The organism is Caproicibacter fermentans (assembly GCF_014303955.1).
Classification (GTDB): domain Bacteria; phylum Bacillota; class Clostridia; order Oscillospirales; family Acutalibacteraceae; genus Caproicibacter; species Caproicibacter fermentans.
Map to the genome: position 1 here is coordinate 581,996 of NZ_CP060286.1, position 15,388 is coordinate 597,383.

The following is a 15,388-nucleotide window of genomic DNA, read 5'->3' on the forward strand; positions in this document are numbered from 1 at the left end:
GTTATTTTCGAAGTCAGGAGTTTTCGCCAAGCATTTCTTCGAGCTCGTGCTCCGAAATTACGGCTACACCAAGCTGGTTGGCTTTTGTCAGTTTGCTGCCAGAGTCTTCGCCGGCCACAACATAATCCGTTTTCTTAGATACACTGCCGCTGACCTTTCCCCCGTGCTTTTCGATCAGCTCCGTTGCCTGTGCTCTGGACAGGTTCGGCAGCGTTCCGGTCAACACAAAAGTCTTCCCCTGAAAGCGGCTGTCCGAAACAGCGGTCAAACAAGACATATTAACTCCGGCGTCTTTTAAGCGGCCAATCAGATGCGCCGTATTGGACAAAGCGAAAAATTGAAGCACGCTCTGAGCGATAATGCCGCCTATGCCTTCCACCGAGGCAAGAGCGTCCTCTTCCGCCTGAAAAATTCCGTCGATGGTCCGGAAGCGGGCGGACAGAAGTTTTGCCGCTTTTTGTCCGACGTGAGGAATTCCCAGAGCAAAAATCAAGCGGTAAAGATCGTTCGCTTTAGAACGGTCAATTGCGGCAATCAGATTATCGGCAGATTTTTCGCCCTTGCGGTCCAATTCAAGGATTTGTTCCTTCTTTAAAAAATACAGATCGGCCGGGGACGACAGAAGATGCTTTTCAACAAGCTGCTCGATGACAGCCGGTCCCATCCCGTCAATATCCATTGCGTCACGGCTGCAAAAGTGAATCAGATGCCTGAGCAGTTGGGCGGGGCATTCCGGATTCGTACAGCGAACGGCGGCCTCCCCCTCTTCCCGAACCACCGGCGCACCGCAGGACGGGCAAACCTCCGGCATCGTAAAGGGCTGAGAATCTTCCGTATGGCAGACCACGCCGACCACTTCCGGAATGATCTCCCCCGCCTTTCTCATCACAACCATGTCGCCGACCCGAATTCCTTTTTCTTCAATGAAGTCCTGATTATGGAGGGTCGCACGGCTGACTGTTGTACCCGCAAGTTCAACGGGCTCAAAGATCCCGATCGGCGTCAGGGCGCCGGTTCGGCCGACATTTACCTCTATTCTTAAAAGTTTTGTCTGTTTTTCTTCCGGAGGATATTTAAACGCTTCCGCCCATCTGGGAAATTTAGCAGTGCTGCCAAGCATTTGTCTTTGTGAAAAGGAATCAACCTTTACAACCGCGCCGTCAATGGAATAATCAAGAGTTCCGCGTAATTCTCCAATCCGTCCTACCTCTTCAAGGACTTCCTCGATGGTATTGCAGGTGCGGTAAAAGGGAGGAACCGCGAATCCTAATTTTTTTAAGAAGTCCAGCGATTCTTTATGGCTGTGCAATTCGGTCCCCGCGACCTGCTGCACATTGAATACAAAAATATCGAGTTCGCGGGCAGCAGTAATCCTGGCATTTTTCTGTCTTAGTGAACCGGCCGCAGCATTACGCGGATTTTTAAACGGTTTTTCTCCTTCAAGCTCCTGAAGCGCCGCAAGTTTAAAGAAACTGCGATGAGACATGTAGACCTCGCCCCGCACTTCCAAAAACGGAATCGGCTGCGTTAGCTTTTTAGGAAGACTTCGAATCATCCGGAGATTTTCGGTAATATCTTCGCCCACCGCGCCGTCTCCCCGGGTGGAACCCCTGACAAAGACGCCGTCCCGGTACTCAGCGGAAACAGAAAGTCCATCGAATTTCGGTTCCACAATATAGGTTGGATTTCCCACCGCCGCGCGTACCCGGCGGTCAAAATCTTTCATCTCTTGACCGGAAAAGGAATCGTGAAGGCTTTCCATCGGAACCGCATGAATCACGGGGGAGAATTTATTCAGAGCTTCTCCCCCTACCTTCTGGGTTGGAGATTCCGGTGTGACAAGTTCCGGAAACTGTCCCTCGATCTGTTCCAATCGTCTGTAAAGTTCATCATATTCGAAATCGTCGATTTCAGGTGAATCCTCGACATAATATTTTTGGTTATGGTAACTGATCTGCTCCGAAAGCCGATGCCATAATTGTCTCGCTTCTTCTAATTCCAAAGCTTTCCGCCTCCTGCGAATTTCAGTCCCAATTTGCAACCACCTGCGGCACAGAGCCGACGACGACCGTTTCCGCAACCAGAATATTTGTTTTGACATCTGTTGTCGCATCAAATCCGGGCAAGAAGGAATAGATGCTCGTATTGATGTCAAGATAAATCTGATGCTTTGTCTGATTGATTCCCGCCGAAGTCAGTTCGCTGTTGAATTCGGCTGTTACGTTACCGGAAAGAGACGCCTTCAGCGCGATTTTGGGACCTTTTCCGTGAAAAAAGTCTCCGCCGATTAAAGTACCCAGAGGGACCCATACGGTAGAATATGTATCATTGTTTAGCTTATCCTGAATATTTTCAATAATTTTTGCCTTGAGCTCATTCATTTTCATCATATTGGTCGTAATGGCCAAAACCTGACCGTCGCTGCCGCGCTGAACCGTAATTAAGTCGTCATAAGATATGTTGTCCCGATTCAGCTCTTCCATTACCGCATTGTTTATCGTGTTCACGGACTTGATTTTCGCTTCGTTAGCCGTAATAGACTCTATGACCGGCCTGATCTGGCTGTTGAAAATCAGTATGAACGCAAAAAATACAAACAGAAAAAGAATGAGTCTTCCTCTGGCGGGCATCGGGCTCCGTCTTCTCCGCCTCATGGGACGCACCTCCCAAAGTATATTACTGCATAATATACAAGGAGGAATTATTATGTGAATAAAACGGGCACAAAGAAACTTGCGAATCTTTGTGCCCGTTTTTATTGTTGAATCATTTATTATTCAGCCGTTTCATCTCCGGCGGGTTCCGCGGGCTTTTCAGGCTCCTCTTCCGGCTCCAATAAAGCGCGGATGGAAAGACTGACGCGATGCTTGTCAAAATCAATATCCGTAATCTTAACCTTTACCATATCATTGATCTTCAGAACATCCTGCGGCTTTTCGATCCGGTGATCGGCGATCTGAGAGATATGAATCAACCCGTCGATTCCGGGAATCACCTGAGCAAATGCGCCGAATGTCGTCATACCGACTACTTTTACCTCAGCCACACTTCCGACCGGATATTCTTTTTTCAGGATTTCCCACGGATTATCCTCCGGCCTTTTATAGCCGAGAGAGATTTTACCCTTCTCCTGGTCCAAACCCTTAATATAAACCGTTACCTTGTCGCCAACATTTACTACTTCGGAAGGATGTTTAATTCTTGACCAGGAAAGTTCGGAAATGTGAATCATTCCGTCGATGCCGCCCAGATCGACAAAGGCGCCATAAGAAGTCAGGGATTTGACAACACCGGTATATACTTTTCCCACTTCAGCGGTTTCCCAGAATTTATCGGCCTGAGCCTTGCGTTCATCTTTCAGAACAGAACGAATGGACCCAACGGCGCGCTTACGGCTGCGGTTTACTTCGATAATGCGGAATTTAACTTCTTTTTTCAGAAGAGCCTCAATCGGATCCGTGCGGGACGCCGTTGCCTGAGACGCGGGAATGAAAACGCGCACTCCGTTTGTAACGGCAATTAAACCGCCCTTGATAATCTCAGTGACGACGCCGTCCAAAACGGACTGGTCCTCTTCCGCCGCATCGATTTTCTCCCAACCCTTTGTGGCGTCCAGGCGCTTTTTGGAAAGCATGATCGTTCCTTCCTGGTCGTTTGTACGCATAATGAGAAGATCCAGCTCGTCTCCGATTTTCACCAAATCTTCAGGTTTTACATTCGGATCAGCCGAAAGTTCGGAAGCGGGAATATATCCAGCCTGTTTTCTGCCTACGTCTACCAGAACTTCGCTTGGCGTTACTCCGACAACGACACCGTGAACCTTCTCATCTGTATTTAAACTTTTGAGAGACTCTTCAAGCATTTCCTCAAAGCTTCCCTCGGTAGTATTTTCTTTGGGACCGGCACCCTGGTTGATTTCTGACATGGTATCAAGTACCTCCTTTATAATGCTTGCCGGCGTCGACGCGCCCGCAGTAATGCCAATGCATCCAGCCCGACTCAGGGCCGACAGCGGAAGCTCGTCCGCAGATTCGACAAGATAGGCGGCGCAGTTCTTTTTGCACAATTCAAAAAGTTTGGCGGTATTGGAACTCTGCTTTCCGCCGATGATAATCATTGCGTCGCACTGCCGCGACAGTTCAGCCGCTTCAGACTGGCGTATCGCAGTTGCATTACATATTGTATCAAAAACTGCGGCATTTGTATATACCCTTTTGATGATTTCCAAACAATTTTCCCATTCATTTACACTGAAAGTTGTCTGCGATACTACACAAACGGGCTCTTCGGGCCTGACTGTTTCCCGGTCAATGATTCCTCTCAGCTCGTCGGCATTTTTAAAAACCAGGCAGCGGCCGCTGCAATGGCCTATGATCCCTTTGATCTCCGGGTGTTCCGCATCTCCGGCAACAAGAACAGTTTTCCCATCCTTCGACGCATGAGCCACAATATTTTGAATTTTTTGCACGAAGAGGCAAGTGGCGTTGCAGCACTCTATTCCACGTTCTGCAATTTCATCCAGAGTGTCCTCGGAAACTCCATGGGAACGAACTACCAGAGTTGCGCCTTCCGGGACTTCCGCAGGCGAATTCACGATTTTTACTCCGCGCTGCTCAAATCGGCTCAGTGTCTGTGGATTATGGATAATCGGGCCCAGAGTGCAAACCTGCTTCCCCTCATCGAGCAGTCTGCACACCGTTTGTACCGCACGGTCCACGCCGAAACAAAACCCGGCGGATTCTGCCACTTTAATTTTCATGATGTCACCCCGGAAAACCGACTTATTTTCATCCTCGGGAATTCCCGAGATCCGCCTCCCTCAGTTCCGCAATTCTGGCCATAACAAGCTTGCTTGCATTCCGGAATTCCGACGGAGTACCGTTTTTGATTCCAAGCTCTTCCTCTGAAATAGGGACCCCAAATGAGACATAGCATGGATGAAACAGCCTTGGCATTCTGCCTTTTTTAGGCGTAATGCAGCACGGAACAATTGGAGCATGGCAGTTGTGCGCCAGCATGACCGCACCGGATTTCGGGTGCAGAAAATTTCCGTCCCTCGTACGGGTTCCCTCGATAAAAATCCCCAGAATCCGGCCGGTGTCCAGAATATCCTTGGCTGTATAAATTGCTGTTTTATCTCCCTTTCCCCTTGAAACGGGAAAAGCTCCCAGGGATTTGATGATTGGTGCAAGGAATTTAATATGAAACAATTCTTCCTTTGCCATAAAATAGATCTGGCGTTTTTGACTGTAGGCGAGCCGAAGCGGGTCCGTCATGCTCATATGGTTGCAGCAAAGAATCGCCTTCCCGTCTTTCGGCAACTTTTCCGCATTTCGAACCCGAATCGGCATCAAGCTGCGAAAAAACCAAGGCATAAATATTCTTAAAAAAGAATAAAGAGGAGTCCGTTTCATTGTTTCACCAATTTTCATTCAGATTTTTAAGCCCGAGCGTATCACATTGACGACCCGATTTACAGACTGCTCCAACGTATTTCCGGTTGTGTCAATCTGCACAGAATCTTTCGCGGGAATCAGCGGAGCAACCTCGCGGTGTGAATCATGATAGTCACGCTGAATCATATCCTTTAAAACCTCGGAGTATTCCGCCTTTTTGCCTTTTTGCAGCAACTCCCTGTATCTTCTTTGCGCCCGTTCTTCCGGCGAAGCGGTAAGAAATATTTTGACCTGAGCGTTCGGAAGGACCACCGTGCCGATATCGCGGCCGTCCATTACGACGTTCCGCTCGGCGGCAAGGGTTCTTTGCATGGAAAACAAAAATTGCCGTACCTCCGGGATTGCTGAAACCTCAGACGCGGCGTTAGAAACCTCCTCAGCACGGATTTCCGGCGTTACGTCGCTGCCGCAGAGAAGCACTTTCTGCTTCCCATTCTGAAACTCAAGGGAAACAGTCACGTTTGAAAGGGCGGCGCACACGGCTTCCCGATTGTCCGGCGCTATCCCATGTTTGAGCATGTACAGACCGATCGCGCGGTACAAAGCCCCCGTATCAACGTAAACAAATCCAAGAATTTTAGCAGCCCGCCTGGCTACCGTACTTTTCCCCGCCCCGGCCGGTCCGTCAATCGCAACAGCAATCATCTATGATCCCCCCTAACCTGGTACGGAATTTCCGGCCAGCCGGCCGGTGGAAAACGCAATCTGAAGATTGTATCCGCCGGTATAGGCGTCCACATCCAAAACTTCGCCTGCAAAATACAAGCCCTTTATCAGCTTGGACTGCATCGTCTTCGGGTCAACCTCCCGAACAGAAACCCCTCCCGATGTGACCACAGCCTCTTCAATCGGACGAAAAGCTTCGATCGAAAATGAAAAAGATTTCAGCAGTGAAGCAAAGCCATGGCGTATTTCCCTGGTAATCAGATTGCATTTGATGTGAGGTTCAATTCCGGACCTGCGAACCGCCACGGGGATCAACGCTCTTGGCAATAAAGAGGAAAGTGAATTTTCAAAATCCCGGTTCTGATTTTCTCGGAACTCCCGAACCAGGCGGGCGTCCAGCTTCTCCGGACTGAGAGCGGGCTTTAAATCGATCGCAATACGGTAACGCCCCGGCGACATGTCGCGAAGATGAGCACTGGCGCTGAGTATCACAGGGCCGGAAAGCCCAAAATGGGTAAACAGCAGTTCGCCGAAATCATCATAGATGGTTTTGCCTGATTGCTGATCTTTTACGCTGATCGAAATATTTTTTAGAGACAGCCCCATCATCTCTTTGCAATCCGTACCCTGAACAACAAGCGGAACCAGAGAAGGTCGCAGCCGCGTCACGGTATGTCCCGCTTGCTTCGCAAAAAGATACCCGTCCCCGGTGGAACCGGTTGCGGGATATGATTTTCCGCCACAGCAAACTATTACGCTCTGCGCAGAAATTTGGCCGCCGTCCTTCAGCTTAACTCCCTGAATACTGCCATCGGAAATCAAAAGCTGTTTTGCTTCTTCGTTCAGCATTTGAGCGCCGGACGCTTTGACAAACCGCTCCAGCGCCCCGACGACATCAGCAGCTTTGTCGGACTGGGGAAAAACCCGGTTTCCGCGCTCAGTTTTGAGCGGCACGCCCAAATTTTCAAAAAAGCTCATGGTATCTTGCGGAGAAAACCGAGAAGCCGCGCCGAATAAAAAACGGCCGTTTGTCGGCACGGAAGCGATGAACTCCGGCACGCTGCAATGATTCGTGAGATTGCATCTTCCCTTGCCGGTAATGCCGACCTTCCTGCCCGGTTTCTGATTTTTTTCCAGCAGACAGACCCTTAGGCCCCTCCGGGCGGCTGTCCCGGCCGCCATCATCCCGGCTGCTCCCGCGCCGATTACTAAAACATCAAACTTCAATTCGAGCTGTCATCCACCTTTTCATAAACGCCGTAAGCGTCCCAGATATCTTCGAGATTCTGAAAGATTTTTTTAGACTCTTCAGACTTTTTCAGGGAAGTCGCGACAATCAGCGCATTGATCAGGCTGAGCGGCGCGCAAAGCGAATCCACAATGGAAGCAATTTCGCTTCTGGCAAGCAGCACGCAGCCGGATGCCTGAGCAACCGGAGAAAGGGAACTGTCTGTAATCCCTATCACCTTGGCACCTCTGTCATGCGCAAAATTCATCGCTTTCGCGATTTTTCTGGAATACCGCGGAAAGCTGATCCCAATGACCGTGTCGCTTTGATCAACCCGAATCATCTGCTCAAAAATTTCGCCTTCGCTCGTTGCCTGAACCAACAGAACATTTTCGAATAACAGGTTCAGGTAATAAGAAAGAAAAGTCCCAAGCGCCAGCGCGCTCCGCGCCGCCAGGATATAGATCTTTCTGGACGCCACAATGGAATCTACGGCCTTGTAAAAACTGTCGTGATTTGTTTCCTCCATCGTACGGCGTATTACGTCGATATCCTGATTAAATACAAAATCAAGAACATCCGAATTTCCGATCCGTTCCGACGTAACCTCCATACGCTGAAAGGAGGTCAGCTTATTCCGGATCATCTCCTGTATCGCCTGCTGAAGCTGCGGATATCCCGCATAACCGATCTGGGTGGCAAAACGTACGACCGTCGACTCGCTGACCCCAACAGTGGCTCCCAGCTTGGAGGCCGTCATAAATGCGACTTTATCATAATGCTCTTCTATATATGCTGCGATACGCTTTTGACCTTTTGAAAAACTGTCAACCTTGTTCTGAATCCTTACCGCAAGTAGATTATCCATTTCAACTCCGCCTTTTCTCTGCATTTGTCCCGGACCGTCCGCCCAGAGTATTTTGAGCCGGGGACTCCTTTTTCATCAAAAAGAGTGGCCGGATATTGATTTCCGGTCCAATCCTTATTTTAATTCCGCAGCCGTTAAAAATCAAGTAAAACTTCCGCTGATAGGACAAGGCAGCCTATTTTGACCGGAACAGTTTTTTTATCATTGGATGTATCCTGCTAAAGTATGTGATTACCAGGAGCGAAACGGCGTAATCATAAATCAGAAAAACAACATTTCCGGCCAAAAGGAACAGCCAGGGGAGATAATAGCCGAAAATCGAAAAACTCTCTTTGGGTACGCTCAGAAAAGCAACCGACAGACAAAAATCCAGTACGGCCGCAGCATTGAATACAATCAATTTCACGGCCGTCTGGAGCTCTATCCTGCGTAAATGATTTTCCAATAAAGACTTGAGAATCGGATAATACCCGAAAAACAAGACAAAAAATAAGACGGCCTCCTTGTCCGCGGCAAGAAGCACGGAAAGAATGGACTGCGCCGCATAGACGCTGAAAGCCCAGCCGGTTCCGGCTTCAGCCACAACGGAAATCATCAGAATCCCCGCAAAAGCAGGAAGCGCATAGGTTCCAACCGGAATCATGCCGGTCAGAAACATCACCGCGGTGCCGAGCGCAGTTACCACAGAACAAAAAGCCAATCGAAGGCTGTGATTCAACTCAATCTTCCTCCAAAAAAACGAACGGATCAGCAGCAAGGGTAAACGCTTCCGCCAAAGCAGTTACAGCAGAGGTTTGCAAGGCACAGCGACGTGCACAGATCGCAGCCGCCAACCCCTCCGTACTGCGGAACATTGGGATTGTATCCGCCGAACATGCCGTTTCGCTGATTCGTTACCTGGTTAAAAGCGGCACGGTACTCCGCATTGGAAGGATCCATCCGGCAGGCGTTTGCAAAATCGTTATAGGCTTCATCCAGCCATCCGCGTCTGTAAAGAACAGTGCCCTTCAAAAAGAACCATTCGGCGTTCCGGTTTTCCAGCGGAACGCCGTCCAGAATCTGTTCGGCATCCGCAATCCTTTCGGAATTAATCAGGTTGCGTACATCATAAAACCCCGTGCTCCGGCCTGAATAGCCTTCGGTTCCGGAATACCCCGCATACCCGCTTTGACCGCCGTTTTTCCGCTGCCTGCGTTCTTTGATAATCTGGTCGTACGCCTCGTTGACTTCTTTCATTTTTTCTCCGGCAAGATCGGCCAGCGGACTGTCCGCGTAATTATCCGGATGATATTTCTTCGCAAGTTCCCGGTAAGCGCTTTTTATTTCGTCATCCGTTGCGTTCGGCGATACTCCAAGAACTCTGTAAGGATCAGACATTCGTTTTCTCCTTTTTAAACAACAGTTCCTTCTGCATCTGCGGCAGGCCCAGAAAAACGACATTCCGGACAATAGAACCCATTGAATTCATTTCCATCAAATTATAAGCCGCGCCAAGCTGCGAAAGCGTTTGGTTTAAAACCTCGTTTGCATAAGCCCTCGCTTTTCGGATATCCTCGGGATCGCTTTCGCCGTTCAGATGGAACCGGATCGCAAGTGGATTAAACGCGCCTTCTTTTAGATCGTCGCTCAGGTCGTCCGCCGCGTCAATAAAATAAATCCAGCGGCCAATATAATAGCCAAACCGATTCAAAACGCGCGATTTTGGCGTGGACGGATCTTCCCCCGAAGAGAACTCCATAATGCGCTCCATCATCCGTGCCGTCGGTTCCGCACAGGAATCCAGTCCGGGCGAATCCCTATGTTCAATCTCACGCTGCCGGTCCATCGCCTCCGATATAATTTCACCTAGTCCCGGATAATCGGCTGCCGCCTTGCGATAGGCATGTCTGACAATCGGCAGAACAAAAACGCGCAGATACTTTTTGAAACCTTTCGAATCAAAAATATCGTCTTTCAGCTTATGATACAATAATATCATCGTAAGAGCGGAAGCCTGTTCAAATTCCAGCCCCGCTTTTTCGCAGAATGCGCATTGCTTGAGCGGGTTAACCACACATCTTCCCTTTTCTAGTTTGGGAATCGGTTCTGAAGAAGCCGAAATCAGAACGAGCGCGTAAAAAGTACAGTCATAATTCAATGCAAGCCTTGCAGCAATCCCGTATTTTTTACCGAGAATCTTGCAAAGCGAGCAGTAAATTCCGTTATACGCTTCAAGTTCCCGTACAAGAAGTTCCGATTTCTGAGGTTTCACATAGCCAAACAAAAAGATCATCCTTATTCCTATTGAGATCGCCACAAGTTCAATCTTATTTTACTCTACCCCGCACCGACATTTAATTAACAATGTGTAAATTTTATTGGGATGCATCGGAATATCCCTTTGTCCCGCGGTCCAGAATGATATTACCGGAAAAAGCATTGTTTTTTTTTAAATGGCATCGTATAATGAAATAAAGTAATAAGGACAGGAGGTATAAAATATGAAATTATATGATATCGACGTGATTAAATTAATTGAATTGCTGGACCAGTCAAAAGGAAATGTTTATCTGGTAACGGATGATGGAAACAAACTGAATCTGAAAAGCAAGCTATGTCAACTGTACGGCGTGCGTGCTTTGCTTGAAAAAACGAAAAACTCGACTGTATCGGCGGAATTAAGTGTAGAAAACCCAGAAGACGAGTTGATGTTTATAAACTATATGATGAGTAAATAAAATGAATTTTGAACGCCGCTGTATGATTGCAGCGGCGTTTTTTTATCCCTTCAACTTAGTAAGCCGCGCTCAGCGGATTCAGAATTCCATAAGATTTATTTTCAATATCGTCAATAAAGCGAATTGCCTTTCCGGCGCCCACCGCCACGCAATTCTGAGGATCGACGGCAATATGCACCGGCATTTTTGTCTTTTTGGAAATCAGACTGTCGAAACCAAACAGCTGAGCGGAACCGCCCGTTAAAATCATCCCGTCGGAATAGACATCCCCGACCAATTCCGGAGGGGTCTTTTCCAGCATTTCCTGAATGACGCGGATCACCTGCATGACACTGTCGATCAAAGCCTCCAGAATTTCGTCACTCGTAATGTCCGCCCACTGCGGCAGTCCGGTCATCGCGTTGCGGCCCTTCACCCGAAATGTTGAAACATCTTTTCTGGGATAAACGCACCCGATCGCCAGCTTGGCGTTTTCAGCCATGCGCCGCCCGATAATCAGGTTGTATTTTCTCCTGATGTATTTGATAATCGCTTCATTGAAAGCATTGCCGGCCACTTTGACAGAGCGGGATATCGCAATACCGCTGAGTGAAAGCACCGCCATATCCGTTGTTCCGCCGCCGATGTCAACAACAAGGGTTCCGTGAGGCTCTGAAATGTCCACTCCCGCCCCCAGCGCCGCGGCCACTGGCTCTTCGATCAGACAGATTTTTCTCACGCCGGAAGAACTGATTGCATCGACAACCGCTCGCTTTTCCACTTCCGTTATTTTACAGGGGACGCTGACCACGACGCGCGGCATTACAACGCGGCTCTGATTAATCTTCTTTAAGTATGTCCCGATCAGGTATTGGGCCAGGTCAAAATTGGAAATCACCCCCCCTCCAGCGGCAGGCAGACATTAATTTTATCGGAAGTCCGCCCAATCATCGTGTAGGCTTCTTTTCCGGTCGCGACAACCTCACCCGTTTCAACATTAACCGCCGCAGCGGAAGGCTCGTTCAGAATAATTCCTTTACCATCAAGATAGATTTTTGTCGTAGACGTACCAAGGTCTATCGCAAGGTCGGTTCCCAGCACAAAATCACATCCATTTCTTATAAAAACACATTCGGAAGCAAATGCGGACTAAATTCACCCGCTTATTATAAAATAAAATACGTTCAATTTCAACAAGGCGTCCTTTCAACCTGCGCGATTGCGGCACACGAAACGGCTTTGGCTCCGTTTTCGAGAAGGACCCTGGCACATTCGCAAAGGGTAAAGCCTGTTGTTACAATATCGTCTATCAACAATACGCTTTCCCCGGCGGCCAAATCTTTGTCGGCTCGGTAAATTCCCTTGACATTTTTCATTCGCTCCGTGCGCGGAAGCAGATGCTGCTCCGGATTATCGCGAATTTTCTCAAGGCATTCCCGATAGGGAAGATTCAGCTTTTCAGCGATTTTTCTTGCAATCAACTCCGACTGATTATATCCGCGGCCTTTTTTTCTTTCGTGGGAAATCGGTACCGCCGTTACTACATCAAAGGAAGACGCGTTCATTCGGTTCCCGATCAATTCAGAAAGCTGATCCGCATAAAATTCCGCATTGCTTTTTTCTGCGTAAAACTTAAATCTTATGATCGAATCACGAACCTGATCCTCGTAGGAGTAGAGGACGGCACATGGAATATTCTGTCCGCTGTCGGGAAGATTCATGCAGCGCACTGCGCTGACAGGCTTGATTGCGCAGACGCAGCCCTGACAAATTTTTGTTCCCGGCGCAACGATCTTGTCGCAGAAAATGCAATGCGGCGGAAAGATCAATTCCAGACAGAATAAAATTATTTTTTTAAACTTCATCCTCCCCGCCCCCGGTTAAAAGATAGGCCAGTCCCGTGTACCGTCTGGTCTTGCGATTGTTTTCAACCATAGAACGAACCGTTTCAGGAGTGCCGACAAGGATCAGCAGGGACTTAGCCCGGGTCACCGCAGTATAGAGCAGATTTCTGTAAGCAAGCTGAGGCGCACCCCGGTACATCGGCATGACTACCGCGGGAAATTCATTGCCCTGGCTTTTATGTACCGTCATCGCATAGGCAAGTTCCAGTTCCGCCGCAGTCTCGGTCTCGTAAGAGACAATTCGATCGTCCATGCGAACCGTGATCACAGAAGCTCGGCGATCTATCGACTGAATGATACCAAGGTCGCCGTTAAATACGCCCTCTCCTACCGAACCGTCCAAGCGGTTCCACGGCAGATTGTAATCGTTGCGAACCTGCATGACTTTGTCGCCCTCGCGGAAAAGCGAGCCGTTTACCCGGATTTCCGTCTTTCGGCCGTCCGGTGGATTGATTGCCTGTTGAAGTTTTTTATTCAATTCCGTTGTTCCAAGCTCTCCTTTTCGTGACGGCGAAAGAACCTGTATCTCTGTCAGGGAAGAAAAACCGTAGCTTTCCGGAAGCCGGCGGTTGCATAAATCAACAATGGTTGCGCCGATATTTGCCGGAACAGTGCATTTTAAAAAGAAAAAGTCTTCATTTCTGATGTCAAGTTCCGGCATTTCCCCGGAAACAATCCGGTGAGCGTTTCTTACAATCAGGCTCTGCATGGATTGCCGGAAAACCTGCCGAAGCTGCACAACGGGCAGAAGCCCGGAAGCGATCAGATCTCCGATCACATTCCCCGGCCCGACGGAAGGAAGCTGGTCGCTGTCGCCAACAAGGATCAGCCTGCGTCCAAGCGGAAGCGCCCTTAAAAGAGCTTCAAAAAGGGCGGTGTCAACCATGGATAATTCGTCAATTACGAGCGCATCGCACTCAAGCAGATTTTTTTCATTCCGGGCAAATACGGGCCTGTCCTCTTCGTCCCACTCCACCTGTAAAAGCCGATGAATGGTTTTTGCCTCCCTGCCTGTCAGCTCCGACATCCGTTTCGCCGCCCTGCCGGTCGGCGCCGCAAGCAAAACCTTTTCACCGCTGCGCTCCAGCAGGCGGATGATCGCGTTCAGCGTCGTTGTTTTTCCGGTACCCGGGCCGCCGGTCAGAATCAAAATTCCTTTGGACAAAGCCTCCCGCACAGCCTGCTTCTGCCCTTCGGCGTACTGAATTCCGAATTCCCTTTCAACCTCCGCAAGCCTGTCGTCAACTCCCGTAACCGACGGAGCCGGAAAGCGGAGCAGCATTTTGATCCGTTCCGCGGAATAAACCTCAGAGCGATAAAGACCGGGAAGAAAAACAAATTCCCTGTCTCGAAAAGTACAGGCGACAACGGATGTATCCGCTTTTAAATCCTCAAGGACGTCACGGGTCAGGCTCTGTTCCACTCCCAGCAGGCGGGCCGCGGCCGAGGTCAGCTTGTCCGCAGGCAAACAGGTATGTCCGTTTCCCATATTGTGCTTGATCACGTGAAGGATTCCCGCGCGAACGCGGCAGATGTCGTCCTGCGGGCGTTCCAGCGACGCGGCAATCCGGTCGGCCCGGTCGAATCCGATGCTCACGCCGTCCTCGCAGAGACAGTATGGATTTTCTCTGACGCGGTCTACTGACTGCGCGCCGTAATATTTCCAGACGCGCACGGCCTCCTCGGGAGAAATCCCATATCCGCCAAGCTGTACCATCATCTGCCTGATTCCGCCGAGCCTTTTTACCTCTTCGCAGATTTTTTCCGCCTTTGGCTTCGTAATGCCCCGAACGGAGCAAAGGCGTTCCGGCTCGTTTTCCATGACCTCCAGCGCAGTGCCGCCAAAAAGCTCCACTATTTTTTTCGCCGTAGACGGTCCGACCCCCTTTACGGCGCCGGAGGAGAGATATTTCAGCATGGCCGCTTCATTGGCCGGTTTGGAACGCTCAAACGCCTCCACATGGAACTGCTCCCCATAATTCTGGCTGGTGATCCAGTTTCCAACGACATGCAATTCCTCGCCGGCACCGACAAACGGCAAATTCCCCACCGCCGTAACCAGTTCTTCGCCGTTATTGATTTCAATAACGGCATATCCGTTTTTTTCGTTTCGAAAAATAATCTGTTCCACCGTTCCGGTCATTTCCAGAAGTCCTGTTTCCGCCATCCAGTTCCCTCTTGTTCGCGTTGTAATATCTCTAGTATAAACGATCCGATATGTATTTGCAAATATTAACGGCAAAGGATCTTTTGTACTTCATCCGGCCGGCAGAGCCGGATTTCCGGCAGTTCGTAGCAAGCGATTTCACAGATTCGTCTGGTCTCTTCGTCCATACCACAATCGACGACCAGAAGCTGCGCTGCACTGTCCGGAAACCATTTAATCCGCTCGCAGGCACTTCTTAAAACCAATTCCGCTTCTTCGTCATGCCCGGTCATGGAAACGATCAGAAAAAATCCACCCGGATTTTTTGTTTTCAGCAGCCAGAATAAAAACATCCGGAATGCTTCCACAATTCCAAGAATGGCAAACAGCACAAAAACACTTTTGAAAATAATTTCAAACATAA

At 49.3% G+C, this 15,388-nt stretch carries 14 protein-coding genes and 1 pseudogene; 1 reads left to right on the forward strand and 14 read right to left on the reverse strand.

Annotated features, from left to right (window positions below; translation table 11 throughout):
• Window positions 1-13: 13 nt before the first annotated feature.
• The 10 genes from ligA to HCR03_RS02920 form a co-directional block, all read right to left on the reverse strand.
• Window positions 14-2,002 carry an NAD-dependent DNA ligase LigA gene (gene ligA / locus HCR03_RS02875; RefSeq protein WP_228725075.1) on the reverse strand — a complete coding sequence of 663 codons (1,989 nt, stop codon included), beginning with the start codon at window positions 2,000-2,002 and terminating at the stop codon, window positions 14-16.
• A 22-nt stretch (window positions 2,003-2,024) separates the two neighbouring features.
• Window positions 2,025-2,654 carry a sporulation protein YunB gene (gene yunB, locus HCR03_RS02880; RefSeq protein WP_066644180.1) on the reverse strand — a complete coding sequence of 210 codons (630 nt, stop codon included), beginning with the start codon at window positions 2,652-2,654 and terminating at the stop codon, window positions 2,025-2,027.
• A 119-nt stretch (window positions 2,655-2,773) separates the two neighbouring features.
• Window positions 2,774-4,759, reverse strand: coding sequence for a bifunctional 4-hydroxy-3-methylbut-2-enyl diphosphate reductase/30S ribosomal protein S1 (locus HCR03_RS02885; protein ID WP_066644179.1), 1,986 nt, complete (start codon window positions 4,757-4,759; stop codon window positions 2,774-2,776).
• A 28-nt stretch (window positions 4,760-4,787) separates the two neighbouring features.
• Window positions 4,788-5,432, reverse strand: coding sequence for a lysophospholipid acyltransferase family protein (locus HCR03_RS02890; protein ID WP_330601101.1), 645 nt, complete (start codon window positions 5,430-5,432; stop codon window positions 4,788-4,790).
• The gene (cmk, locus tag HCR03_RS02895) at window positions 5,433-6,101 is read right to left on the reverse strand and encodes a (d)CMP kinase (protein WP_066644178.1); all 669 of its coding nucleotides are present in this window, start codon (window positions 6,099-6,101) and stop codon (window positions 5,433-5,435) included.
• A 12-nt stretch (window positions 6,102-6,113) separates the two neighbouring features.
• Window positions 6,114-7,349: a BaiN/RdsA family NAD(P)/FAD-dependent oxidoreductase gene (locus tag HCR03_RS02900; RefSeq protein WP_187036610.1), complete on the reverse strand. Its 1,236-nt coding sequence runs from the start codon at window positions 7,347-7,349 to the stop codon at window positions 6,114-6,116.
• Window positions 7,346-8,218, reverse strand: a complete 873-nt coding sequence (locus HCR03_RS02905; RefSeq protein WP_066644177.1) for a MurR/RpiR family transcriptional regulator — start codon at window positions 8,216-8,218, stop codon at window positions 7,346-7,348. Before HCR03_RS02905 ends, HCR03_RS02900 begins: the two co-directional genes overlap by 4 nt.
• Before the next feature lie 175 nt (window positions 8,219-8,393).
• Window positions 8,394-8,936, reverse strand: a complete 543-nt coding sequence (locus HCR03_RS02910; protein ID WP_207708903.1) for a hypothetical protein — start codon at window positions 8,934-8,936, stop codon at window positions 8,394-8,396.
• A 29-nt stretch (window positions 8,937-8,965) separates the two neighbouring features.
• Window positions 8,966-9,595, reverse strand: coding sequence for a J domain-containing protein (locus HCR03_RS02915; protein ID WP_066644176.1), 630 nt, complete (start codon window positions 9,593-9,595; stop codon window positions 8,966-8,968).
• Complete coding sequence (locus HCR03_RS02920) at window positions 9,588-10,481, reverse strand: DUF5685 family protein (RefSeq protein WP_066644243.1); 894 nt, start codon at window positions 10,479-10,481, stop codon at window positions 9,588-9,590. Before HCR03_RS02920 ends, HCR03_RS02915 begins: the two co-directional genes overlap by 8 nt.
• 217 nt (window positions 10,482-10,698) lie before the next feature.
• On the opposite strand from HCR03_RS02920, the gene HCR03_RS02925 reads away from it, so the two are divergent.
• Window positions 10,699-10,935, forward strand: coding sequence for a hypothetical protein (locus HCR03_RS02925; protein WP_066644175.1), 237 nt, complete (start codon window positions 10,699-10,701; stop codon window positions 10,933-10,935).
• Window positions 10,936-10,990: 55 nt separating this feature from the next.
• Here the strand turns inward: HCR03_RS02925 and mreB are convergent.
• The 4 genes and pseudogenes from mreB to HCR03_RS02945 all read right to left on the reverse strand — a co-directional run bounded on the left by mreB (window position 10,991) and on the right by HCR03_RS02945 (window position 15,386).
• A pseudogene (mreB, locus tag HCR03_RS02930) lies at window positions 10,991-12,015 on the reverse strand (rod shape-determining protein MreB).
• Between the two features lie 89 nt (window positions 12,016-12,104).
• The gene (locus HCR03_RS02935) at window positions 12,105-12,779 is read right to left on the reverse strand and encodes a ComF family protein (RefSeq protein ID WP_187036612.1); all 675 of its coding nucleotides are present in this window, start codon (window positions 12,777-12,779) and stop codon (window positions 12,105-12,107) included.
• Entirely contained in the window at window positions 12,769-14,985 is a 2,217-nt protein-coding gene (gene recD2 / locus HCR03_RS02940) for an SF1B family DNA helicase RecD2 (protein WP_066644172.1), read from the reverse strand. The genes HCR03_RS02935 and recD2 overlap by 11 nt, the downstream gene beginning before the upstream one ends.
• Window positions 14,986-15,050: 65 nt before the next feature.
• Window positions 15,051-15,386: a hypothetical protein gene (locus HCR03_RS02945; RefSeq protein WP_066644171.1), complete on the reverse strand. Its 336-nt coding sequence runs from the start codon at window positions 15,384-15,386 to the stop codon at window positions 15,051-15,053.
• Window positions 15,387-15,388 lie beyond the last annotated feature (2 nt).

Bases quoted from the DNA above. Each gene is read 5' to 3' on its own strand.
- HCR03_RS02885 (WP_066644179.1), bottom strand. From the start codon at position 4,759: ATGAAAATTAAAGTGGCAGAATCCGCCGGGTTTTGTTTCGGCGTGGAC.
- HCR03_RS02925 (WP_066644175.1), top strand. From the start codon at position 10,699: ATGAAATTATATGATATCGACGTGATTAAATTAATTGAATTGCTGGAC.
- yunB (WP_066644180.1), bottom strand. From the start codon at position 2,654: ATGAGGCGGAGAAGACGGAGCCCGATGCCCGCCAGAGGAAGACTCATT.
- HCR03_RS02890 (WP_330601101.1), bottom strand. From the start codon at position 5,432: ATGAAAATTGGTGAAACAATGAAACGGACTCCTCTTTATTCTTTTTTA.
- cmk (WP_066644178.1), bottom strand. From the start codon at position 6,101: ATGATTGCTGTTGCGATTGACGGACCGGCCGGGGCGGGGAAAAGTACG.
- HCR03_RS02915 (WP_066644176.1), bottom strand. From the start codon at position 9,595: ATGTCTGATCCTTACAGAGTTCTTGGAGTATCGCCGAACGCAACGGAT.
- HCR03_RS02945 (WP_066644171.1), bottom strand. From the start codon at position 15,386: ATGTTTGAAATTATTTTCAAAAGTGTTTTTGTGCTGTTTGCCATTCTT.
- HCR03_RS02905 (WP_066644177.1), bottom strand. From the start codon at position 8,218: ATGGATAATCTACTTGCGGTAAGGATTCAGAACAAGGTTGACAGTTTT.
- recD2 (WP_066644172.1), bottom strand. From the start codon at position 14,985: ATGGCGGAAACAGGACTTCTGGAAATGACCGGAACGGTGGAACAGATT.
- HCR03_RS02935 (WP_187036612.1), bottom strand. From the start codon at position 12,779: ATGAAGTTTAAAAAAATAATTTTATTCTGTCTGGAATTGATCTTTCCG.